The 22,946-nt window shown below is 46.2% G+C and carries 16 protein-coding genes; 12 read left to right on the plus strand and 4 right to left on the minus strand.

The window, feature by feature from the left end; genetic code table 11:
* Positions 1–23 precede the first annotated feature (23 nt).
* Positions 24–2,129 carry a bifunctional rhamnulose-1-phosphate aldolase/short-chain dehydrogenase gene (locus ZOBGAL_RS14935; RefSeq protein WP_013994495.1) on the minus strand — a complete coding sequence of 702 codons (2,106 nt, stop codon included), beginning with the start codon at positions 2,127–2,129 and terminating at the stop codon, positions 24–26.
* 198 nt (positions 2,130–2,327) lie between these two features.
* On the opposite strand from ZOBGAL_RS14935, the gene ZOBGAL_RS14940 reads away from it, so the two are divergent.
* The 9 genes from ZOBGAL_RS14940 (at position 2,328) to ZOBGAL_RS14980 (ending at position 13,549) form a co-directional block, all read left to right on the plus strand.
* Positions 2,328–3,368, plus strand: a complete 1,041-nt coding sequence (locus ZOBGAL_RS14940) for a GntR family transcriptional regulator (RefSeq protein ID WP_046287963.1) — start codon at positions 2,328–2,330, stop codon at positions 3,366–3,368.
* Between the two features lie 219 nt (positions 3,369–3,587).
* Positions 3,588–6,278 (plus strand): c-type cytochrome, encoded by a 2,691-nt coding sequence (locus ZOBGAL_RS14945; protein ID WP_013994497.1) that lies wholly within the window; start codon positions 3,588–3,590, stop codon positions 6,276–6,278.
* Between the two features lie 41 nt (positions 6,279–6,319).
* Complete coding sequence (locus ZOBGAL_RS14950; protein WP_013994498.1) at positions 6,320–7,186, plus strand: 3-keto-disaccharide hydrolase; 867 nt, start codon at positions 6,320–6,322, stop codon at positions 7,184–7,186.
* 26 nt (positions 7,187–7,212) lie between these two features.
* On the plus strand, positions 7,213–8,283 hold the full coding sequence (locus ZOBGAL_RS14955; RefSeq protein ID WP_013994499.1) for an aldose 1-epimerase family protein: 1,071 nt from the start codon (positions 7,213–7,215) through the stop codon (positions 8,281–8,283).
* 17 nt (positions 8,284–8,300) lie between these two features.
* Positions 8,301–9,512, plus strand: a complete 1,212-nt coding sequence (locus tag ZOBGAL_RS14960; protein ID WP_013994500.1) for a class I mannose-6-phosphate isomerase — start codon at positions 8,301–8,303, stop codon at positions 9,510–9,512.
* A 94-nt stretch (positions 9,513–9,606) separates the two neighbouring features.
* Positions 9,607–10,635 (plus strand): sugar phosphate isomerase/epimerase family protein, encoded by a 1,029-nt coding sequence (locus ZOBGAL_RS14965; protein WP_013994501.1) that lies wholly within the window; start codon positions 9,607–9,609, stop codon positions 10,633–10,635.
* Positions 10,636–10,655: 20 nt separating this feature from the next.
* Positions 10,656–11,465, plus strand: coding sequence for an alpha/beta fold hydrolase (locus ZOBGAL_RS14970; RefSeq protein WP_013994502.1), 810 nt, complete (start codon positions 10,656–10,658; stop codon positions 11,463–11,465).
* 85 nt (positions 11,466–11,550) lie between these two features.
* Positions 11,551–12,363: a sugar phosphate isomerase/epimerase family protein gene (locus tag ZOBGAL_RS14975; RefSeq protein ID WP_013994503.1), complete on the plus strand. Its 813-nt coding sequence runs from the start codon at positions 11,551–11,553 to the stop codon at positions 12,361–12,363.
* A gap of 34 nt (positions 12,364–12,397) precedes the next feature.
* A complete protein-coding gene (locus ZOBGAL_RS14980) occupies positions 12,398–13,549 on the plus strand; it encodes a Gfo/Idh/MocA family protein (protein ID WP_013994504.1) in 1,152 nt (383 codons plus the stop codon).
* 96 nt (positions 13,550–13,645) lie between these two features.
* Here the strand turns inward: ZOBGAL_RS14980 and ZOBGAL_RS14985 are convergent, their stop codons facing one another.
* From ZOBGAL_RS14985 to ZOBGAL_RS14995, 3 genes are all read right to left on the minus strand, one after another.
* A complete protein-coding gene (locus ZOBGAL_RS14985) occupies positions 13,646–14,731 on the minus strand; it encodes a GDP-L-fucose synthase family protein (RefSeq protein WP_013994505.1) in 1,086 nt (361 codons plus the stop codon).
* A gap of 1 nt (position 14,732) precedes the next feature.
* Positions 14,733–15,845 (minus strand): GDP-mannose 4,6-dehydratase, encoded by a 1,113-nt coding sequence (gmd, locus tag ZOBGAL_RS14990; protein WP_013994506.1) that lies wholly within the window; start codon positions 15,843–15,845, stop codon positions 14,733–14,735.
* A gap of 208 nt (positions 15,846–16,053) precedes the next feature.
* Positions 16,054–17,430, minus strand: coding sequence for a Gfo/Idh/MocA family protein (locus ZOBGAL_RS14995; protein ID WP_013994507.1), 1,377 nt, complete (start codon positions 17,428–17,430; stop codon positions 16,054–16,056).
* Between the two features lie 120 nt (positions 17,431–17,550).
* On the opposite strand from ZOBGAL_RS14995, the gene ZOBGAL_RS15000 reads away from it, so the two are divergent.
* The 3 genes from ZOBGAL_RS15000 to ZOBGAL_RS15010 all read left to right on the plus strand — a co-directional run bounded on the left by ZOBGAL_RS15000 (position 17,551) and on the right by ZOBGAL_RS15010 (position 22,940).
* Positions 17,551–18,939, plus strand: a complete 1,389-nt coding sequence (locus ZOBGAL_RS15000; RefSeq protein WP_013994508.1) for a sialate O-acetylesterase — start codon at positions 17,551–17,553, stop codon at positions 18,937–18,939.
* 71 nt (positions 18,940–19,010) lie between these two features.
* Positions 19,011–21,122 carry a thioredoxin domain-containing protein gene (locus ZOBGAL_RS15005; RefSeq protein ID WP_013994509.1) on the plus strand — a complete coding sequence of 704 codons (2,112 nt, stop codon included), beginning with the start codon at positions 19,011–19,013 and terminating at the stop codon, positions 21,120–21,122.
* 99 nt (positions 21,123–21,221) lie between these two features.
* Positions 21,222–22,940: a GMC family oxidoreductase gene (locus ZOBGAL_RS15010; protein ID WP_013994510.1), complete on the plus strand. Its 1,719-nt coding sequence runs from the start codon at positions 21,222–21,224 to the stop codon at positions 22,938–22,940.
* Positions 22,941–22,946: the final 6 nt, after the last annotated feature.

Here is a 22,946-nt window from a genome sequence, read left to right on the forward strand (position 1 = left end):
AATAATTTTTTGTTTCCCCTTTTTTAACGTACAAAGGCATTGGCCATGCCACCATCTACATTGATGATGTTTCCAGTGCTTTTGTTCAAGACCGCGACCAGGGCGAATACCCCATTCGCGATGTCCGCCGGATAAATAATTTGGTTCAACAGGTTTCTTTTGGCATAATGAGCGGGGAGTTCTTCCACGCTAATTCCATAGGCTTTGGCCCTACCTTCGGCCCAATCGCCTTCCCATATTTTACTACCTACGATGACCCCGTCGGGGTTAACCGTATTTACACGTATTTGGTCACTGCCCAACTCGGCGGCCAAGAGGCGTGCCATGTGTTGTTGAGCGGCCTTAGAAGTGCCGTAGGCTACATTGTTGGGCCCTGAAACCAATCCGTTTTTACTGGCAATACTTATAAAGTCGCCACCTAGGTTTTGTTTGCGCATAATCGCTACCGCTTTTTGGGCGAGTTCAAACTGGCCTTTTACCAAAACGTTTTGCAGGATGTCCCAATCTTTTTCAGTGGTTTCCTCCAAGGGTTTTGAAATGGCGAGTCCGGCACTGTGTACCACAATATCGACGCCCCCGAAATCAAGGCAGGCTTTTTTAAAGGCATTTTCTATGGAGTCGGATTTGGTTACATCGCAGACGGCATAACTGGCCGTATCCCTACCGTACGTCTTAAGGGCTTCCTGTAAGCGATCTTTCGCAATATCGGTAAGTACCACATTGGCGCCTTCTTCGGCAAGTTTGTCGGCAATGGCCTTGCCTATACCGCCACCGGCACCCGTGACCAAGGCTACTTTTCTCGATAGCGGTTTTTCTTTGGGCATGCGCTGTAGTTTGGCTTCTTCCAAGAGCCAATATTCAATATCGAAAGCCTCTTGTCGAGGTAGCGAGGTGTATGATGTTATGGCTTCTGCGCCCCGCATTACATTTATGGCGTTGACGTAAAATTCATTGGCCACCCGTGTGGTCTGTTTGTTCTTGGCAAAACTGAACATTCCCACTCCGGGTAAGATGATTATAACCGGACTGGCATCGCGCATGGCCGGGCTATTGGCCCTTTTATGGGTGTTGTAATAATCGGCGTATTCTTTCTTGTACTGCTCAAAGGCAGGTTTTAGTTGCCTAAGAACGGTATCGGTATCGGTAAAATCGGCATTGGCGTCAATGTCAAGGACCAAGGGTTGTATTTTTGTCCTCAGAAAATGATCGGGACAAGAAGTGCCCATAGGGGCCAAACGATCTAGGTCATTGCTGTTGATAAACTCAAGTACGACGTCGCTATCGTTAAAATGTCCGATCATCCTATTCTCCGAAGAGCATAGGCCACGAAGCAAGGGCATGAGCTGGGCGGCTTTTTCGGCCCGTTCTTTTTCGGGGAGGCTTCCTATTTTCTGCCCACCAAAAACACTTCCTTTTTCCTGTATTTTTTTCTCTATATATGCAGAAGCCATTTCAATGACCTCCAAACTGTTCATGTACGATTCGTAAGACGTATCGCCCCAAGTGAAGAGACCGTGGCTTCCTAAAACGATACCTCGAATACCGGGGTTGTCGGCAAGACATTTTTCCAATTGTAGTCCTAGATCGAAACCGGGCCTTTGCCAAGGAACCCAGCCCATGGTATCTCCCCAAATCTCTTTGGTCACTTTTTCACTGTCTTTTGCCGCAGCCACTGCAATGAGGGCATCGGGGTGCAAGTGGTCTATATGTTTAAAGGGGAGCAAGCCGTGCAAGGGCGTGTCAATGGAAGGGGCCTTGCTATCTAGGTCGTAGATGCAGTGGTTGAAAAGGCCTACCATGCGGTCTTCGTCCTCAAGGCCGCCGTATACGTCTTTTAAGTTTCTGAGTCGCTCGGTGTACAAGCCCGCAATTCCGGCCTTGGTCAAGGTGCCTATGTCTCCTCCCGAACCCTTGATCCACATGACCTCTACTTCCTCATTGGTGAGCGGGTCTTTCTCTATGGTCTTGCAGCTGGTGTTTCCTCCGCCATAATTGGTAATCCTGAGGTCAGCCCCAAGAATATTGGAACGGTACAAGAAGAGCGCAACTTGATCGTCTCCCAATTGGGCCGCTGTTTTATCGTCCCACAGATAATCTACATATTTGAATTGCCTAACCGAGTCGTTCATTTTTTATGATGTTTTTTTAGTTGAGGCTAAAGTAAAACAGTGTTACCGTGTTTCTATCCTGTACTGTACCGTAGTGGGGCTTTTTATTTTATACCGATCGTAAGGTGTGCGCTTTTACAATTTGTAAAATCAAATTCTTTTATTCTATATTTTTTTTTGAACTTCACCAAGATTTTATAATGTCCCTTTAAAATGGAAATGTTTAAACATATACAAATAGACGAACAATCGAGAATACCTAAATATAGGCAAATTGTCGATTCCATTATCCATAACATTTCTACGGGCAAGCTGAAAATAGACGAGAAAATACCCTCTATAAACAGTTTTAGTGAAGAATATTTGCTTTCAAGGGATACGGTCGAGAAGGCGTACAATATTCTTAAAGAGCGAAAGATAATCTCGTCGATTCGCGGGAAGGGTTATTACGTTACCAGGACCCAATTGATTTCAAAGGTCAACATCTTGTTCTTGATCAATAAGTTGAGTACCTACAAGATGCAGATTTACAATTCGTTTATCAATAGTATAGGGGCGAATTCCCATACGGACCTCCATATTTACCACTGTGATGATTCGCTCTTTTTGAACCTACTGGATAAGAACATAAGGGCCTACGATTACTATGTGATCATGCCGCACTTCAAGACCGATGATTTAAAGCACTTGAGTTTTACCGATGAAGCGGTCAAGGCCATTAACACCATACCTGATGACAAGCTCGTTATTATGGATAATAACAAGCTACAGATAAAGGGTAATTGTATTGAGGTGTATCAAGATTTTGAAAACGATATCTATAATGCCCTAAAAGATGGACTGCCCAAAATAAAAAAGTACCAAAAACTTGTACTGGTCTTTCCTGAAAGTTCAATGCACCCTTATCCAAGACGCATTCTTCACGGTTTCCGTAAGTTTTGCGCCGAGTTTTCCATAGCCTTTGAAATTTTAGGCGAAATATATGATGATATCATCCTGAAAAAAGGAGATCTCTTTATTACCATAGAGGAAACCGACCTTGTTAATCTCGTCAATCAGATTCGCGATAAGGAATTTGCCCTAGGGGAAGATATCGGGGTCATCTCATATAATGATACACCGTTAAAGGAGCTTTTGGGTATTACGGTTATTTCTACCGATTTTAAGATGATGGGGCAAACTGCCGCCCAGATGATCCTGAACAAGAAAAAAGGAAAGGTCAAGAATCCCTTTAACTTTATAGATAGGGAATCGGTATAGGCCTGCTTTCGTTTTTGTGTTTTGGCCGAATTGAAACGAATCCCTCCCATGCAGTACACTACAGGATAGTAAAGAAAAAATGCTTCATTAGTTTTAGGCTCGTAGAAGTGTAGTATTGCTGTGGTAAAGCCAAGGCGTAGCACATTTACACTAACTTAGAAGAAGATATGGATCGGCACAGGGCCGATTATCCTCTTTTTAAGAGCAAAAACTAAGCATATGACCGTAAAAACACTGAAAACCGACATCTTTTTTCTTTTCGTCTGTTGTGTTTTGCTATTGACATTCTCGTGTTCTTCCGATGCGAAGAAGACTAGTGTTGCCCTTGGTGCTGAACATCCGAAAATTGCAAAGTTAAAATTGCAATCGGGTTTCGCCGCGGAGCATTTATATAGTCCGGGAGACAATGGTATGGGAAGTTGGGTGGCCATGACCTTTGATAACAAAGGGCGGCTCATTACTTCAGACCAATACGGTGCCCTGTACCGTATGAAAATCTCACCGATAGGGTCCGATAATCTCTTGCCCGAAATCGAAAAATTGAAGATCCACACCGGTGAGCAGGTGGCCGATTCCATCATACAGATGGGCTACGCACAAGGCTTGTTATATGCTTTTAATAGTCTGTACGTTATGGTCAATCATAGGGGTGACGATGCATTTGAAAAGACCAGCGGTCTCTATAGGTTACAAGATACCGATAACGATGATCAATACGATAAAATAACCCTTTTGAAATCCCTAGAGGGGGCTGGGGAGCACGGCCCTCATAGTATCGTGCCTTCCCCTGATGGAAAATCACTTTACGTGATTGCGGGCAACCATACCGATTTGCCGGAAATGGATGGATACCGCCTTCCGAATAATTGGAAAGACGACAACCTTTTTCCACAGATAAAGGATCCACGCGGACATGCCAATGACCGTGGGGCGCCAGGAGGTTGGGTAGCCCATCTGGATCCCGAAGGAAAACGCTGGGAATTGGTAGCTTCCGGTTTTCGAAATCCCTTCGATTTGGCGTTCAATGACTTAGGGGATATGTTCGTTTACGACTCGGATATGGAATGGGATTTGGGTATGCCGTGGTATCGCCCGACACGTATCTGCCATGTGACTAGCGGGGCCGAGTTTGGATGGCGAACGGGTAACGGAAAGTGGTCGGCCGCTTATCCTGACAATTTACCTCCGGTACTGAATATAGGTCAGGGCTCGCCAACCAATGTCGTATACGGAAAAGGTGCCAAATTCCCTTCAAAATATCAAAACAGTGTCTTTGCCTTCGATTGGAGCTTCGGTATTATCTACGCGATAGAAATGGAACAAAAGGGCGCTTCGTACATCGGAAAGAAAGAGGAGTTTTTATCGGGAATTCCACTTCCCCTGACCGATGGGGTCATAGGTCCTGACGGTGCCATGTATTTTATGACGGGAGGAAGACGATTGGAATCGGATCTGTATCGCGTCTATTATAAAGACCAGGAATCTATTGATGCTTCGGATATTGTTTTGGAAGATACCAAGGAAAACAAGATCCGTAAAGAGCTGGAAACCTACCATGGGGAAGCAAAGGAAGGGGCCTTGGCCTTCGCTTGGCCTTACCTGAAGAGCAAAGATCGCTTTGTTCAATATGCCGCCCGTATTGCGGTAGAACACCAACCCGTTGCCACTTGGCAGGAAATGGTCTTTAAGGAGGCCGATGCGATTCGAAAAATACAGGGTGCGGTAGCTTTGGCCAGACAGGGAGATGCAAGCCAACGCGATCGTTTATTGAACACCTTGGTCAATATTGATTATGTGAGTCTTTCTGAGCAGCATCAAGTAGATTTGGTACGTGCCATTGAGCTTACCTTGTCGCGCTTCGGAAAGCCGAACGCCGATATCAAAAGAAATATCAGTGCGTATCTTTCGCCTCATTACCCGGCCGATACCGACGTGTTGAACCAGTTGTTGAGCAAGACCCTAGTGTACGTAGATGATCCTTCGGTGGTTTCCAAAACCTTGAGGTTGCTAGAGTCTGAAGAAGGGGAGAATGCCTCCGTTATGGCCAATACGGCCACCGATGCGGCGGACTTGATCTTGAGAAACCCCCAGTACGGAATGGATATAGCCGAAACGCTGAAAAATATGCCCTTGGCCCAACATACCTATTACGGTTTGGTGCTTCAGGATGCTACGACCGGATGGAACCCCCAACTAAGGGAAAAGTATTTCAAGTGGTTTTATAAGGCTTTTTCGTTCAAAGCGGGCCGTAGCTATATCGGTTTTATCGATAAGGCTCGGAAAAAGGCACTGACCCATGTAGCGGATAGTAAAAGGGAGTTTTACAACCAAATGTCCGGGGATTCCTTGCTTAGCAAGTCGGGGAACTCTTTGGCTTCAAGTGCCGTGCAACCTAAAGGTCCGGGCAAGAGATGGAAAGAAGAAGACATCGCCCCCTTGTTGGTCGATGGTTTACATAATAGGAATTTTGAAACGGGAAGGAATATGTTCTTGGCCACCAATTGTATCACCTGTCATAGTATGCGCGGCGAAGGTCAGAATATAGGTCCTGATTTGACGCAGGTCGGAACCCGATTTTCTCCCGAAGATATCCTAAGGGCCATTATAGATCCTAATGATGTGATTTCAGACCAGTACAATACAACCGTTTTCTCTTTAAAAGATGGCAACTCCATTGTGGGGAGATTGATCAGTGAGGAAGGGGCCGATTACAAGGTTTCCCAAAATCCGTATGCGCCCGAAATTATCAGGAGTATACCCAAAAATGAGGTGACCGATATGAAAATGTCTACGGTTTCCTTGATGCCACCGGGTAGCATTAACCGCTTGAGCGATGATGAGGTAAAGGATTTACTGGCCTATCTTATCTCTGGTGGGGATGCAAAAAACGAGATTTTTTCCAAAGAATAAAAAATTATACACAAATCGCCATTTCGTAGTGCGAAAAAGACATGCAAAATTCAGTTCTTGTAAAATATAAGAAGTCCGTTCAGGGCGTGATATCAAAAAGGAAGCAGGCCTTATACTTCTCCTTTTCGGGCAGCCGAACGCTTTTTGTTGTCCTAATGTCAGCGGTTTGTATAGGTCAGCTCGGATGTAAGGAAGTGCGTGGTTCGGGTGATGCCACTACCGAAAGGAAGGAAGAGGGCTTCGTTGAAATTTTCAATGGAAAGGATTTGGAAGGATGGGAAGGAAATCCGACGTATTGGAGGGTGGAAGATGGAAACCTGGTCGGAGAGGTAAGCCCTGAAACCCCACTGAAGAAAAACACCTTTGTCATATGGCAAGGCGGGCAAGCCGACGATTTTGAACTGCGCCTCGACGTAAAGATTACCGAATCGGGAAACAGCGGTATCAATTATAGAAGTGAACTCTTAGATTCCATACCTTATGCATTGCGCGGCTATCAGGCCGATATTGACGGTAAGAACAGGTATACGGGGCAGAATTACGAAGAAAGAAAAAGAACCACTTTGGCCTATCGAGGCGAAAAGGTATTGGTCAAGGGGCAAACGGGTCACAATACAGCGGTTTTGCGCGATAACGTAAAAAAAAATTGCTGGCAGAGTAGGGAAGTGGTCGAGTCTTTAGGTGATAGCGATTCGCTAAAAACCAAGATACGGATGGAAGATTGGAATCATGTCCGTTTAGTGGTTCAAGGCAATAGGTTGCAACACTATGTAAACGGCATCCTGATGAGTGATGTTACCGATAATGATTCCGTCAATCGTAAGATGTCGGGCTATTTGGGTATGCAGGTGCATGTTGGCCCGCCGATGAAAGTGGCCTACAAGAATATATTCCTTAAAGAATTATAGCAAGTATTAACAAACATAAAGCAGCAATGTCAGCTCTCGATTTTATACATAACGGCAAGGATAAAATAGGCAATACCGCCCAAATTGGAGGTATTGAAACCTCTGTGCTCGATAATGGATTGGGACGTGGTAGCCGTATTGCATGGATCAATACGGGAACCGGACTTCGGTACAAGCTCGTAATTGACCGCGGAATGGACATTGCCGATGCCTTTTACAAAGAGCATAGCTTGGCTTGGCTAAGCCATACCGGCGTTGTTCCGCCCGAGCGTTTTTCCGATAAGGGAATGGGGTGGATCCGCAATTTTGGAGGGGGACTTCTAACTACATGCGGATTATCGCATGTGGGCGGACCGGAGGAAGATGGGTATGGGGCTAGGGGACTGCACGGCCTGATCAGTAATACGCCTGCCGAGATTATATCGATCGTCCAACCCGATCCGGCTGCCGGAAAAATGGAAATGAGCATTACCGGTATAATTAGAGAAACCCAAGTATTTGGTCCGTCATTGGAGTTGAAACGAACCATTTCGGGCCAATTGGGCGAAGCAAAGATCAGTATTCACGATGAGGTCATAAACCGCGGGAACCAAAAAGTGCCACATATGATTTTGTACCATGTGAATTTTGGTTGGCCCCTGATAGACGAAGGAACGGATTTGTTATGGAAGGGAGATTGGCAATCGCCTACCCCTGATGCTGAAGGAAAAATATTTAAAGACGGAATAAACTTCCGCAAATGCCCGGCTCCCATGGAAGCACATTCGGGTACGGGGGAAGACGTGGCCTTTATCGATGTAGAATCCGATGCTTCCGGAAATGCCAATTGTGGTATCTATAACAAAAAGTTAGGTTTGGCCGTGGCACTTCGCTTTCCTAAAGAACAACTGCCCTGGTTGATCAATTGGCAGCACTGGGGAAAGAACGAATACGTGACCGCTCTGGAACCGGCTACAAATCCGCCCATAGGCCAGAAAAGGGCTAGGGAAGAAGGGAGCCTGATTTTTTTATCGCCGAATGAAAGCAGGAGCTATACACTGGAATTGGAAGTGCTGGCGCCCGAAAAAATAGAATCATTTATAACATCCTTTTTATAAAATAAACATTGAACAATATGGCAAATTCATTAGCTGAAAAGGCATTGGAACAAGGACAGGGAATTTTACGATTGGCGCCGACATGGGTACCGCGGTCTTTCTGTGTTCCTGGTAGAAGAATAAAATTGCACCCAGACGATTACTACGTCTTAGGAGGTGAACGAGGCGGGATCGATGAACGTTGGTTTTCTTCTACGACCCCTGCGGAGAACGGTCCCTTGACGGGTAAGAACGAAGGCCTTAGCCAAGTTGTTCTCGAAGATGGCGGAAAGGAAGTACAGATTCTTCTCAAAGATGTAGTTGATGAGTTAAAGGGAGAGATTATAGGTGATCGCTTGTGGAACGAGTATGAGAGCTGGCCTATGTATTCCAAGTTTTTTGACAATATGGGCCCCTTGCCGCATCACATTCATCACAACGATGAACATGCCGCGAAAATCGGACAAAAAGGAAAGCCTGAAGCCTATTATTTTCCACCTCAAGTAAACAACCATGGCGGGGACTTTCCGTATACCTTCTTCGGTATAACGCCGGGGACGACCAAGGAAGAAATAAAGGAATGTTTGATGAATTTTTCTAAAGGGGACAATAAGATCACCAATTTTTCGTCGGCTTTTAGGTTAGAGCCCGGAACAGGATGGGATGTGCCACCAGGAATGCTCCATGCACCGGGAAGCATGTGTACTTACGAGCCGCAAAAGGCTTCCGATGTTTTTGCCATGTACCAATCTTTGGTAAACGAGGCTATTATTCCAGAAGAGCTATTGTGGAACGGAACGCCAAAAGATAGAATGGGCGATTATGACCAGTTGATGGAAGTTATAGATTGGGAGTTGAACACGGATCCGAATATGTTGGAAACCCGTTTTATGAGACCTGTTCCCGTAAAGCCACTTGAAGAAATGGAAGCGGAAGGCTATGTCGATAAATGGATCTGTTATCGCTCCGAGGCCTTTAGTGCCAAAGAATTGACGGTCTTGCCAGGTCAAACGGTTACGATCAAGGATAGCGCATGTTACGGAATGATCATGATGCAAGGGCATGGCAAGATGGGCGTATGGGATATTGAAACACCATCGCTGATCCGCTACGGACAATTGACACACGATGAATATTTTGTTACTGAAAAAGCGGCAAAAACAGGTGTAACTATTGTAAATCACAGCAAAACCGACCCAATTGTCATGTTAAAACACTTTGGACCTAAAAATCCTGACCTTAAATTATAAATAAACCGTATTTTAGAGCAAGTGTATTTTTTACGTTTAATAAGATGCACTCGAAATCAAAAAATAGATACGTTTAATTTAAAAGTACAGAAGTATGAAAGACAACGCTTTTCCAAAAATCCACAATGCCTCATGGCCCGGTATCGTGGGTAAAGGCCCTGATTCAGAGCCTCCCATTTCCCTTGATAAAATGCTTGAAATGACGGCCAAGGCTGAAGTGAACGGTATAAAGTTCGACGGTATAGATATCGGACTCTTTGATCCGCACGTTGATATTCATAGTTCTGACGATGACATCAAACGCTTGGCCGACAAGGTAGCGGGCCATGGTCTGAACATCGGTACGCTCGTGGCCCCTATTTGGGGAGGCCCTACTTTGGGTTCCGATGATGACCGCAAGACTTTTGTAGCTATGGTACAGCGCGCATGTCATTTCGGTAAAATTTTCCGTGAACACGGCGTAAGACAATATGGGGTAATTCGCATAGATTCGGCTTCTAGTCCCGAAGAATGGGCCAAAGACCCCGTGAACAATACCAAATTGATAGCCAAAACATTCCGTGAGGCCTGTGATGTGGCTGCCGATTATGATGAAAAATTGGCTGCCGAAGGCGAAATTTGCTGGGGAGGAATGCACAGCTGGAAAGCGATGGTGGAAACCTTGGAGGCCGTTGATCGACCCAATATCGGATTTCAGGCCGATATGTCGCATACCCTTTTGTATTTGTTGGGCTACAATGCCCCTGAAGATCGAATTCTACCTCAAGACTTCGACTGGTCCGACCGAAAAACCTTGGAAGCCGGACTAAAAACGGTTACCGACGCCCTAAGGCCTTGGACCATTGATTTTCACGTGGCCCAAAATGATGGAACCGTTCACGGAACGGGATCGCACGATAAGACCGGACGCCACTGCTTGGCTACGGATCCCAACGGAAAACTGGATGTTGCCAACGACGCCGGCTATTGGTTACGTGACGGTAACGGCGAATTGACCAAGGCTTTCAAGCATATTTGTTGGGACGGTTGTATGTTCGATAACGATGTGATGATGAAGCAACAGACCTGGAACGATATTCTGGCGACCTTGATCAAGGTGCGGGAATTACACGGATGGAGTTAACTAACAAAAGAAGGAGAATCATGATGTCATTTGTTACGGTTAACGGAATACAATTATACTACGAAATAAGAGGTAAGGGAAAACCATTGTTGTTGATTATGGGTATTACCGCCCCATGTTCCGTGTGGGAAAAACATGTTTCGTATTGGGAAAAAGAATACCGCTGTATCATTTTCGATAACCGCGGGGTGGGCTTGTCCGATAAACCGGAAGGTCCCTATACAACGGCCCAGATGGCCGATGATAGCGCAGCACTTTTAGACGCCTTGAAAATACCGAATGCCGCAGTGGTTGGCGTATCTATGGGCGGGGCGATTGCCTTGCAGATGGCCATTAGGCATCCTGAAAAGGTGTCTGCCATGGTGGCCATGTGTCCTTGGGCCAGTTGCGATAGAAAAGGAGAAGCTATTTTTAGACATATAACTCACATAAAGGCCCATTTGAGGCCTGAGCAATTTGCCCATTTTATGCAGTTGCTCATTTTTGACAAAGCCACCTTTGATAATGACGCCGAATATGAGGGCTTGTTGGAAGGGCAAAAAGGAGCGGCCTTAGAAGCCATTCAACAGCCCTTGCACGGTTTGGAGGCCCAAGCGGAAGCCTGTATAAGCCACAATGTGGTGGATCAGCTGCCGCAAATTAAGTCGCCTTCCCTCGTAATCGGGGGCAAGCAAGATATGTTCGTTCCTGAATGGATGGTGCGTGAGGTGGCCGAAGGTATCCCTGATAGCGAACTGCATCTGTACGACAATGCAGGGCATGCTTTCCATTGGGAAAAATTGGATGATTTTAATCCAAGAGTTTTGAATTGGTTAAAAGCCAACTATTAAGTCGAGCCTTGCAATGGAATAGGTACATATATTTTGTATCCCTATTCGAGGTGACGGCAAATTCAACCCTAATAAAAAAATAACGATGTCAAAAATAAAAATTGGTTGTGAGACCTATACTTGGGCAATGTCCGGGGAAACGTATAAAAATAAATTAGAGCATATAATAGAGGTAACTTCTAAGGCCGGATTCAAAGGCATTGAACCCGATACCGGTTTTATGAACGGCTTTACCGATCCAAAAGTCTTTAAGGAGGCCTTGGACAGGAATAATATTGAATTGTCGGTGCTTTGCCATGTGGAAGATTGGCGTAATCCGAAAGAGACGGATGCCGAAAGAAAGAATGCGGATCAATGGATCGAGTTTATGAAGCATTTTCCCGAAGCTATTCTTCTATTGGTGCAAATGCCGGGGCAAGATCGAGAGCACTTAAAAGAACGTCAACAAAACCTGTTGACCTGTGTGAACGAAATCGCCACCAGGGCGGCAGGCGAAGGTGTGGTATGTTCATATCACCCCAATTCTCCCATGGGCTCGATCTATAGAACCGAAGAAGATTACAAAATCTTATTGAACGGTTTGGATAGTAGGGTCATTAAATATACGCCTGATGTAGGGCACATGGCCAAAGGAGGCATGGATCCCTTGCCCATTATAAAGCAATATCGCGAGTTGGTCAATTGTGTGCATTATAAAGATATGTACGACAATGGCAAATGGGCGGCAATGGGCGATGGTATTATTGATTTTAAGGGAATAACATCGTATTTAAAGGAAACCGATTTTGAAGGGTGGATCATCGTAGAAGATGAATGTGATGCTGCTATCACCGATCCCGACGGCATTACCATGCAAGATGGTGTTTATATTGAAGAAGTATTGAGACCCTTGATATAGAAAAGAACATTTTTTAATTTAAAACTACAGATAAATGGCACACAAAAAAGAACTCCGGATAGGATTGATAGGTACTGGTTTAATGGCAAGAACGCATACAAACGGTTATAAGCGTAGCGGTGATTTTTTCCCTGAACTTGAATATCGACCGGTGCTCAAAACAGTGTGTGCCAGAACCGAGGAAAAGGTAAAGGCCTTTGCCGAGCAATGGGGTTATGAGTCGTATGAAACGGATTGGAGGGCGGTTATTGCCAGGGACGATATTGACGCTGTCGATATTTGTACCCCTAACCACATGCATGCCAATATTGCCATTGCGGCCGCCGAGGCGGGTAAAATGGTACTTTGCGAAAAACCTTTGGCGCGTTCCGTAGCGGAAGCCCAGCCTATGGTCGATGCAATTGCAAAGGCCGGTGTAGCGAATACCGTTTTCTATAACTACCGTCGTATACCGGCCGTTACCTTGATCAAACAGATCGTCGATTCGGGTAAGCTGGGTAAGATATTCCACTACAGGGCCAATTTTTTACAAGATTGGACCATCAACCCCGAGCTGCCACAAGGTGGCGAGGCCCTATGGCGATTAGATGCCGAAGCTGCGGGTTCAGGAGTAACGGGAGATCTTTTGGCGCATTGTATCGATAGTGCCATGTGGTTGAACGGACCGATTAAAGACGTGTCTGCGGTAACCGAGACATTTATAAAGGAACGCGTACACCAAGATACCGGTGAGGTCACAAAGGTAAGCATAGATGATGCTTGTATTTTTCATTGCCACTTTGAGAACGGGGCCTTGGGCCTTTTTGAGGCCACCCGTTATGCCCGGGGGCATAAGGCTTTGAATACCTTGGAAATCAATGGGGAACATGCTTCCTTGAGATGGGATTTGCACGATATGAACTACCTTGAAATGTACGACCATGCAGATGATGCCGTGGTGAGGGGATGGCGCAGGATCTTGATAACGGACAGTGACCAGCCTTATATGGATAAATGGTGGATTCCGGGTACGTCTATCGGCTATGAACATTCGTTTGTGCACCAAGTGGCCGATTTCTTAAAAAGTTTGGAAACCGGGGAAGCCTGTGAGCCCACTTTTGAAAATGCCTTGATGACCCAAAAGGTTTGTGAGGCCGTTATCAATTCGGCCAATTCAAAAAGCTGGAAAGATACAGGTCTGGTGTAGGCATGCCTTGGGCCTAAAACCGAGTAAAATTAAAAACCCGAAATACAGCTTTTAGCCATGTATTTCGGGTTTTACTTTATGTAATAGAAGGCTTCCTTAGGCGGAACGGTACCAATCGTACATTTTTTTAATGCCTTCTTCAAGATCTATTTGGTGCTTCCAGCCCAAACCGTGAAGCTTAGAGACATCGGTCAATTTCTTCATAGTGCCATCGGGTTTGTCGGCATTGAATTTTAAAGGACCTTCAAAACCGACCATAGCTTTTATGGATTCGGCCAACTCGCGAATAGAGAGATCTTTGCCCGTACCGATATTGATATGGGTATTTCTGATTTCCTTCTCGGCAGGAGCATAGGTGTCTTCGAAATTTCTGCTTTTCATAATGAAAATACACGCATCGGCCATGTCTTCCGACCAGAGAAACTCACGCATGGGTTTTCCACTGCCCCAAATTTCGACACTTACCTTGTCGTCGGTCTTCTTAACGCCGTATTTTTCTAAGATGGAATAGATTTCGCTTTCGCTTGCCTTGCCATCGACACCTTCGATCGGGCGCTCGTTCAAATCTTTACGCACCGTTGTCCAGTCTTGCGCTTCCAAGGCCCTGCCTAAATGCATTTTGCGGATTAGGGCAGGAAGTACGTGCGACTTTTCCAAATCAAAATTATCGTTCGGGCCGTACAGGTTGGTGGGCATGACCGAAATAAAATTGGTGCCGTACTGTAAATTATAGCTTTCGCAAAGTTTAATACCGGCTATTTTGGCAATGGCGTAAGGCTCGTTCGTATACTCAAGGGTATCCGTAAGTAGATAGTCTTCTTTCATGGGTTGCGGACAGGCCTTGGGGTAAATACAGGTACTGCCCAAAAACAGAAGCTTCTTTACGTTGTTCACATAACTTTGGTGTACAACGTTGTTCTGGATCATGAGGTTGGCGTAAATGAAATCGGCCCTATAGGTATTGTTCGCTACGATACCGCCCACTTTTGCCGCTGCAAGAAAAACGTATTCTGGTTTTTCTTCGGCAAAAAAAGCAGCTACGGCATTGGCGTCGGTCAAATCAAGTTCGGCATGCGTACGCAATACGAAATTGGAAAACCCTTCGGCCTTGAGCTTTTTTAAAATGGCGCTGCCTACAAGGCCACGGTGTCCTGCAATATAGATTTTTGCATCCTTGTCCATGCTATTCAAAATAATTCATGATACGATAGCCACCTTCTTTTAGGTAGGTGTCTTTCTTCATCAATTTTAAATCGCTCTGCATCATATCTTCCACCAAATCTTTCAAATCGTATTTTGGGGTCCATCCCAATTTGTTGTTGGCCTTGCTCGGGTCACCGATAAGAAGGTCTACTTCCGTTGGTCTAAAGTACCTAGGGTCAACGGCAACGATTTCTTTTCCTATCTCTACTTGGTAATCGGGGTTGCTGCAAGAAACGACGGTACCTTTTTCATCAACACCTTCTCCTGTAAAAGCAACTTCGATTCCCGCCTCGGCGAAACTCATTTTAACGAAGTCACGAACAGTGGTCGTTTTTCCGGTGGCTATGACCCAATCTTCCGGTTCATCGGCCTGAAGGATCATCCACATCATTCTTACGTAATCCTTGGCGTGGCCCCAGTCTCTTTTTGCATCGAGGTTACCTAGGTAAACCTTGTCTTGAAGACCCAATGCGATCCTTGAAGCCGCCCTTGTAATCTTACGGGTAACAAAAGTTTCCCCACGGATAGGCGATTCATGGTTGAAAAGTATACCGTTACAAGCGTACATGCCATAGGCCTCACGATAGTTTACGGTAATCCAATAGGCGTACATTTTTGCAACAGCATATGGGCTACGAGGGTAGAACGGTGTGGTTTCCGACTGTGGTACTTCTTGCACCTTACCATAGAGCTCAGAAGTCGAGGCTTGATAGATACGGGTCTTTTTCTCCAATCCAAGAAGACGTACGGCATCTAGAATACGAAGGGTACCTATACCATCGGCATTGGCCGTATATTCAGGAGTTTCAAAAGAAACCGCTACGTGGCTCATTGCCGCCAAATTGTATATTTCGTCGGGTTGAATTTCCTGTATAAGGCGAATTAGGTTGGTACTATCGGTCATATCACCATAGTGAAGGTGAAGATTCCGATTTTCAACATGCGGATCTTGGTACAAGTGATCGATTCTATCCGTATTGAAAAGCGATGACCTTCGCTTTAGTCCGTGGACCTGATATCCTTTTTTTAATAAAAATTCAGCCAAATATGCTCCATCTTGGCCTGTTATTCCTGTAATCAAACATTTTTTCATAATGCTGAGTGCTAATGGTTTTTTATTTTCTTCGGCAAAGATGCCGATTTATATCGTTATGGACATAACCATAACGCCAAAATAATTTAAAAATAAGGATACTACGATTGTACCGCTCATACTTTGAGAAACCCTTATTATGAACATGGATTTATGATAAAAGAAGTAATTGCTGTAAATCTTGATTACGAAAAACGTAATTTTTTTCTTACTCAAACATTTTCGGAAGCGGATGTTGCCATCCTTCCCGGTACGTCCGTTGCAAAAGTTGGGTGGCTTCGGGGTCATTGACCACGATACGTTGTTTTTGGTCGTAGACCAAGGGACGCTCGAGTTTCATGGCCATGTTGGCCAGAATACAACTAGCCGTCGATATGTGTGCCTCTTGAATATTGGCTACAGGTATGCTTCCCGTATGTATGGCGTTTAAAAAGTCGATCATATGGGCCCGTGTGGCCGGTGCGGCATGTAGTTCTATGTCTTTTTCGGTCAGGTCTTCCGGATATTTTTCCCTTTCGTAAAGCACGTCGCCATGAATTTTTTCACCCTTTCCGGTCGGGACAAAATCGTATTTTTTAATATCCCCCGAAAGCGTTCCCTTTTCCCCATAAAGCTTGAACGACCAAGGGTATTCGGGGTCGGCAGGGGTGCCCCATGACCTATGGTTCCATACGCAGTCGAGTTCGTCAAATTCAAAAATAGCGGTTTGGGTATCGGCAATATTCGATTTTCCGTCTTTTTGCACGTAAATACCACCGGTGGAGCTGATTTTATTGGGCCATCCGAGGTCCAACATCCAACGAACGGTGTCTAACATATGAACGCACATATCGCCCATAATTCCGTTGCCGTATTCCATAAAGGTACGCCACCATCGTCTGTGGGGCATGCCGTCAAAAGGTCTCAAGGGAGCGGGGCCCGTCCACATTTCATAATCGAAATAATCGGGTACCTCTTGTAAGGGAGGGTTGTCATTGGCCCGCATATGGTAATAACAACAGATTTCTACATGTGATATTTTACCCAATAGTCCGGCATCTACGATGTTCTTTTTGGCTTCTACCAGGTGGGGCGTACTTTTTCGCTGGGTGCCCACCTGAATTACCTTGCCGTATTTGTTTGCGGCGGCCACCAAGGCTTCACCTTCCATAACGTCTACACTTATGGGTTTCTGAAGGTATACATGTGCACCGGCCTTAAGGGCCTCTATGCCTTGTAAGGCATGCCAATGGTCGGGACTTCCGATCAGCACGATATCTAGGTTGCGTTCCGCCAACATTTTTTTGTAATCGGTATAGAGCTGTGGTGTCTTTTTGGATTTTTGTCTGAGGGCAACCAGTTTTCCGGCCTCCGAAAGCATATTCCGATCGGGATCGCAAAGCGAAACGACTTCAACAGGGGCTACTTGCATCAGCCGAAATAGATCGCTCTTTCCGTACCAACCTGTACCGATGAGTCCTACCTTAAAAGGTTTTTCACGGTAATCAAAGTCCAGGGCATAGGCACCAAAGGAAGAAAGGGCGATGAGGCTTGAAGTGCCCTTGATAAAATTACGTCTGCTAAAAAGGTTGTTTTGGGTATCCATTGGTCGTTTTGTTCGGTTTATATCCTAAAGATATTTAAATCATTACAATTTGCAGCATTGTATTGGGGTGCTTTAATAAATTGGTATATTTAAAACTTTATCAAACCAATACTAACGTATATGAAACCTAAATTTTTGATTGTCGCTTTTTTAATGACATTGGCCTGTCAGCCCTTATGGGCAAAGATCGAACTGCCCCATATTTTTTCCGATCATATGGTATTGCAGCGAAACGAAAAGGTCTCGTTATGGGGCTGGGCCAATACGGGAGAGGAAATTACGGTCCACACGGGTTGGGACAATCAAGAATATCACGTAAAGACCAACATTGAGGCGAAATGGAAATTGGAAATCGATACCCCGGAAGCAGGTGGGCCTTACACGATTAGCTTTAAGGGGAATGAAAACGAAATTGTATTGAAGAATGTTCTGATCGGTGAGGTCTGGTTGTGCTCGGGCCAATCGAATATGCAGTGGAGCGCTACCACAAACGCGGGTATAGATAATGCCGAAGAGGAAATAAAAAAAGCCGACTACCCCAATATTCGTCTTTTTACGGTAGCCCGAAGAACTTCCAATTATCCACAAGACGATTTGCCGGGGACTTGGGAGGTTTGTACACCCGAAACAATGAAAACCTTTAGTGCCGTTGCCTATTTTTTTGCAAGAAGGCTACAGGGAGAACTTAATGTACCGATAGGGCTTATCGATAATGCGTGGGGCGGTTCTCCTGCGGAAGTATGGACCCCGAGGTCTGTTTTCGACAAGAATGAAGACCTAAAGGCCTCGGCCGAAAGCTTGGAAGAGACCCCATGGAGCCCAGTTTCCCCTTCACAATTATACAATGGAATGGTACATGCCATAACGCCTTTTAAGATAGCGGGTACAATTTGGTACCAAGGGGAATCCAATAGAGGGAGATGGGATGTTTACGGCAAGCTTTTTTCCGAAATGGTAGGCTCGTGGCGAGAGGCTTGGGGATACGATTTCCCTTTTTATTACGTGCAGATCGCACCTTATAACTATAAGGAAGCCGAGCAGGGGGTAAGGATTAGGGATGTACAAAGACGCGTGTTGGAGACCTTGCCCAATTCGGGTATGGTGGTAGTGAGCGATATTGCCACAATAGATAATATCCACCCGACCAATAAACAGGATGTAGGTCTGCGATTGGCCAATTTGGCCCTGAAGGAAACCTATCAAAAGTATGAGGGCGAGGTTTACGGACCGCTTTTTAAGGAGGTCCATCCTTTGGGGAAAAAGATTGAAGTCGTCTTTGACCATGCGAAGGGACTCATGGCAAAGGGTAAAAAAGTAACCCATTTTGAAGTGGCCGGTGCCGATGGGGTATATCATCCGGCGAAAGCCGCCATCAAGCAAGACAAAGTGATCTTGTCGTCAAAGATGGTAAAAGAACCCTTGAACGTACGTTTTGGCTGGAGCAATATTGCCGAGCCGAATCTTTTTAATGGAGCGGGTTTGCCGGCTTCAGCGTTTATAAGTGAGTAACCGGCCGTCGGTTCGTTTTTTTTAATTTCAACGCACGGTATTGTTTTGATCTCGTGGGAAAAAATAATTTTATGACCTTACGTTTTTCTAGATGTTTGACCGGTATTTCAATGCTGGCCCTTTTTATGGTTGTTTCCTGTAAAGAAAATAAAACCGAGCAAGAAGTGAAAGTACATAAATATACCAATGCCCTAGCCAACGAGACCAGTCCGTATTTGTTGCAACATGCCCATAACCCGGTCAATTGGAGGGCTTGGAGCCAAGAAGCATTGGACGATGCCAAAAAAGAAAATAAGTTGGTATTGGTCAGTATCGGGTATTCTTCGTGCCACTGGTGCCACGTTATGGAAGATGAGACCTTTGAGAATGAGGAAGTGGCCAAAATCATGAACGAAAATTTCATCAACATCAAGGTAGACCGTGAAGAGCGTCCCGATGTCGACCAAGTTTATATGACGGCATTGCAGTTGATCTCAGGAAGTGGGGGCTGGCCGTTGAACGTAATAACCCTTCCCAACGGGAAACCGCTCTATGGAGGAACTTACCACACAAGGGAGCAGTGGATGCAAGTGCTGACCAAAATAAGCGAATTGTACAAAAACGACCCGAAAAAGGCGGAGGAGTATTCAGATATGGTAGCGGCCGGTATAGCCGAGGCCAATTTGGTGGAGCCGGCGAAGGGATTCGAATCCATTACCAAAGAGGCCCTAAAGACCAGTGTCGCCAATTGGAGCCCGAATTGGGATTTGGAAGAAGGAGGGGAAAAGGGTGTCCAAAAATTTATGATTCCCTCAAACCTAAGTTTCTTGTTGGACTATGCCGTACTCACGGGTGACGACAAAGCTAAAAGGCATGTAAGGAACACCTTGGATAAAATGGCCTTGGGGGGTGTTTATGACCAGATCGGTGGTGGTTTTTATAGGTATAGTACCGATGCCTTTTGGAAAGTACCGCACTTTGAAAAAATGCTTTACGATAATGCCCAGGTCTTAAGCCTGTACTCAAAGGCGTATACACTTTTTAAGGATGACGCCTACAAAAATGTGGTTTGGGAAACCATTGATTTTCTTGATAGGGAAATGAAAGATACGAACGGGGGCTACCATGCGGCATTGGATGCCGATAGTGAGGGTGAGGAAGGTAAGTTTTATGTGTGGAAGGAAGAAGAACTGAAGTCGGTCTTAGGTGAGGGGTTCGAGCTTTTTTCCGCCTATTACAACATAAATAAGGAAGCTGTTTGGGAAGACGGAAAATACGTGCTCCATAGAAAGGTCGATGATGCTGAATTTGTAAAGGAGCACGATATTGAGCAGGGCAAGCTGAACTTTATAAAGTCGGAATGGAATAAAAAGTTATTGGCGGAAAGAAACAAAAGGGTGTTTCCGCGAAGTGACGATAAGATCATTACCTCTTGGAACGCCTTATTGGTCAATGGCTTTGTAGATGCCTATAAAGCTTTTGGTCAAAAGCGTTTTTTGGAAAAGGCCGAGAGCGTGTTTTCGTTTATACGGTCGAATGCCTATCAAAACGGAAAACTGGTCCATACCTTTAAAAAGGGAAGCAAGCGCAAGGAGGGTTTTATTGAAGATTATGCCTTTATGATCGATGCTTCCCTCGAGCTTTACGGACTTACGCTGAATACCGAATATCTAGATTTTGCCAAGGAGTTGAACGCTAAGGCGGAGGCAGGGTTTGCCGATGAGGCTTCGGGGATGTACCATTATAACGAGGGCAATGACCTTATCGCCCGCATCATTAAAACCGACGATGGGGTACTGCCATCCCCTAATGCCGTAATGGCCCATAATTTGTTCCGCTTGGGGCATTTGGACTACAATACGGGGTATACCGAAAAGGCGAAGCGTATGTTGTCGGCAATGGTGCCCGCCCTAACGGAAAGTGCACCGAGCTATTCTAAGTGGAATGCCCTTTTATTGAACCATACCTATCCTTATTTTGAGATTGCGGTGGTAGGAAAAGATGCTGAGGTTTTAATAAAGGCCTTAAATGAAATCCATTTGCCCAATACCCTAGTGGTAGGTAGTAAGGTGGAAAGCAATGCCCCTCTCTTTAAAGATCGTTATGTGGCTGATGGCACTTTTATTTACGTTTGTCGGAATACCACATGCAAGCTTCCGGTCAAGTCCGTTGACGAGGCTTTAGGGCAAATGCGAAACTTTTAAGCACAAGGAATACAATAATCCAATTGTTAAAAGTGGTGTTGCAATACTTTTTATTTATAAATTGTGACACACAAAATAAACAGACAAAACAACTCAACTATGCAGATTAAAGAATCGCCCGAACTCTATGATGTTATCATCGTTGGTTCGGGAGCGGGTGGCGGTATGGCCACCAAGCAATTGGCCGATGCGGGCCTCAAGGTCGCGGTGGTCGAGGCGGGCCCCTTTTTCGACCCGGCCGATCCGAAGACCATGACCCAATTGAAGAACCCCTACGATTCCCCCAGGCGGGGCGCCGGCACGGACCGTGCCTTCGGGGAGTTCGACATGTCCTATGGCGATTGGCACGTTGACGGCGAACCCTACACCCATGCCGAGGGCACGACCTTCAAATGGTGGCGTTCGCGCATGCTCGGTGGCCGTACCAACCACTGGGGCCGTATATCGCTGCGTTTCGGGCCGAAGGATTTCAAGGGCAAGACCCGCGATGGTCATGGCGAGGACTGGCCCATCGGTTACGATGACGTAAAACCGTACTACGACAAGGTCGACAAACTGATCGGGGTCTTCGGCACCAACGAGGGACTGGAGAACGATCCCGACGGTTTTTTCCTGCCTCCCCCAAAGCCTAGGCTCCACGAGCTTTTTTATATAAAGGGCGCCAAGAAATCGGGCATTCCCGTGATCCCCGGCCGGCTATCGATGCTTACCAAGCGCATCAACAACGAACGCGGGGTCTGCTTTTACTGCGGGCAGTGCAACCGCTCCTGTTCCATATATGCCGATTTCTCGGCCGGGAGCTGCCTTATCTTCCCGGCACAGAAGAACGGCGGACAGGTAAAGCTGTACGTCAACGCCATGGTACGCGAGGTCACCACCGATGAGGAGGGAAGGGCCACCGGGGTATCGTACATCGACAAGGAGGACAGGAAGGAATACAAGCTAAGGGGAAAGATCGTCGTATTGGCGGCCTCCGCCTGTAGCTCGGCGCGGATCCTTCTCAACAGCAAGAGCAAGCAGCACCCCAACGGACTGGGCAACAGCAGCAACCTAGTGGGAAGGTACCTGCACGACTCGACGGGCAGTAGCGGCGCGGCGTTCGTCCCGGGCCTCATGGACCGCGACGTGTCCTATAACGAGGACGGGGTCGGCGGCATGCACGTTTACTCGCCCTGGTGGGGCGACAACAACAAACTGGACTTCCCCCGTGGCTACCACATCGAGGTATGGGGGGGCATGGGCCAGCCCAACTACGGCTTCGGCTTCGACCAGGACAATTTCAACAAGCTCATGGGCCTGCCCACGGGCGGCTACGGCGACAAGCTCAGGAACGAGGTCAAAAGGTACTATGGCGCCGTAGTGGGCTTCGGCGGAAGGGGCGAGGGCCTCGCGGTAAAGGACAACTATTGCGAGATCGATCCCACCACGGTCGACGATTACGGTATCCCCGTACTGAAGTTCAACTATAAGTGGTCCGATATCGAAGTGCGCCAGGCCAAGCACATGCAGGATACCTTCGAGGAGATCACCCATAACATGGGCGGCATCTATCTCAACAAACCCGGCAAGGACAGGGACTATGGCCTCCATGCCCCGGGCGAGATCATCCACGAGGTGGGCACCACGCGTATGGGCGACGACCCCAGGACCTCGGTGACCAACAGGTTCAACCAACTCCACGACGTCGACAATGTCTTTATCGTCGATGCGGGCCCCTTTGTATCACAGGCCGACAAGAACTGTACATGGACCATTTTGGCCCTGTCGTGGAGGGCATCGGATTATATCATCGAACAGATCAAAAAACAAAACCTATAGCCTAAG

The organism is Zobellia galactanivorans, assembly GCF_000973105.1.
In the GTDB taxonomy this organism is placed as follows: Bacteria; Bacteroidota; Bacteroidia; order Flavobacteriales; family Flavobacteriaceae; genus Zobellia; species Zobellia galactanivorans.

Bases quoted from the DNA above. Each gene is read 5' to 3' on its own strand.
- ZOBGAL_RS14940 (WP_046287963.1), top strand. From the start codon at position 2,328: ATGTTTAAACATATACAAATAGACGAACAATCGAGAATACCTAAATAT.
- ZOBGAL_RS14965 (WP_013994501.1), top strand. From the start codon at position 9,607: ATGAAAGACAACGCTTTTCCAAAAATCCACAATGCCTCATGGCCCGGT.
- ZOBGAL_RS15010 (WP_013994510.1), top strand. From the start codon at position 21,222: ATGCAGATTAAAGAATCGCCCGAACTCTATGATGTTATCATCGTTGGT.
- gmd (WP_013994506.1), bottom strand. From the start codon at position 15,845: ATGAAAAAATGTTTGATTACAGGAATAACAGGCCAAGATGGAGCATAT.
- ZOBGAL_RS14975 (WP_013994503.1), top strand. From the start codon at position 11,551: ATGTCAAAAATAAAAATTGGTTGTGAGACCTATACTTGGGCAATGTCC.
- ZOBGAL_RS14950 (WP_013994498.1), top strand. From the start codon at position 6,320: ATGCAAAATTCAGTTCTTGTAAAATATAAGAAGTCCGTTCAGGGCGTG.
- ZOBGAL_RS14955 (WP_013994499.1), top strand. From the start codon at position 7,213: ATGTCAGCTCTCGATTTTATACATAACGGCAAGGATAAAATAGGCAAT.
- ZOBGAL_RS14935 (WP_013994495.1), bottom strand. From the start codon at position 2,129: ATGAACGACTCGGTTAGGCAATTCAAATATGTAGATTATCTGTGGGAC.
- ZOBGAL_RS14995 (WP_013994507.1), bottom strand. From the start codon at position 17,430: ATGGATACCCAAAACAACCTTTTTAGCAGACGTAATTTTATCAAGGGC.
- ZOBGAL_RS15000 (WP_013994508.1), top strand. From the start codon at position 17,551: ATGAAACCTAAATTTTTGATTGTCGCTTTTTTAATGACATTGGCCTGT.
- ZOBGAL_RS15005 (WP_013994509.1), top strand. From the start codon at position 19,011: ATGACCTTACGTTTTTCTAGATGTTTGACCGGTATTTCAATGCTGGCC.
- ZOBGAL_RS14970 (WP_013994502.1), top strand. From the start codon at position 10,656: ATGATGTCATTTGTTACGGTTAACGGAATACAATTATACTACGAAATA.
- ZOBGAL_RS14945 (WP_013994497.1), top strand. From the start codon at position 3,588: ATGACCGTAAAAACACTGAAAACCGACATCTTTTTTCTTTTCGTCTGT.
- ZOBGAL_RS14980 (WP_013994504.1), top strand. From the start codon at position 12,398: ATGGCACACAAAAAAGAACTCCGGATAGGATTGATAGGTACTGGTTTA.
- ZOBGAL_RS14985 (WP_013994505.1), bottom strand. From the start codon at position 14,731: ATGGACAAGGATGCAAAAATCTATATTGCAGGACACCGTGGCCTTGTA.
- ZOBGAL_RS14960 (WP_013994500.1), top strand. From the start codon at position 8,301: ATGGCAAATTCATTAGCTGAAAAGGCATTGGAACAAGGACAGGGAATT.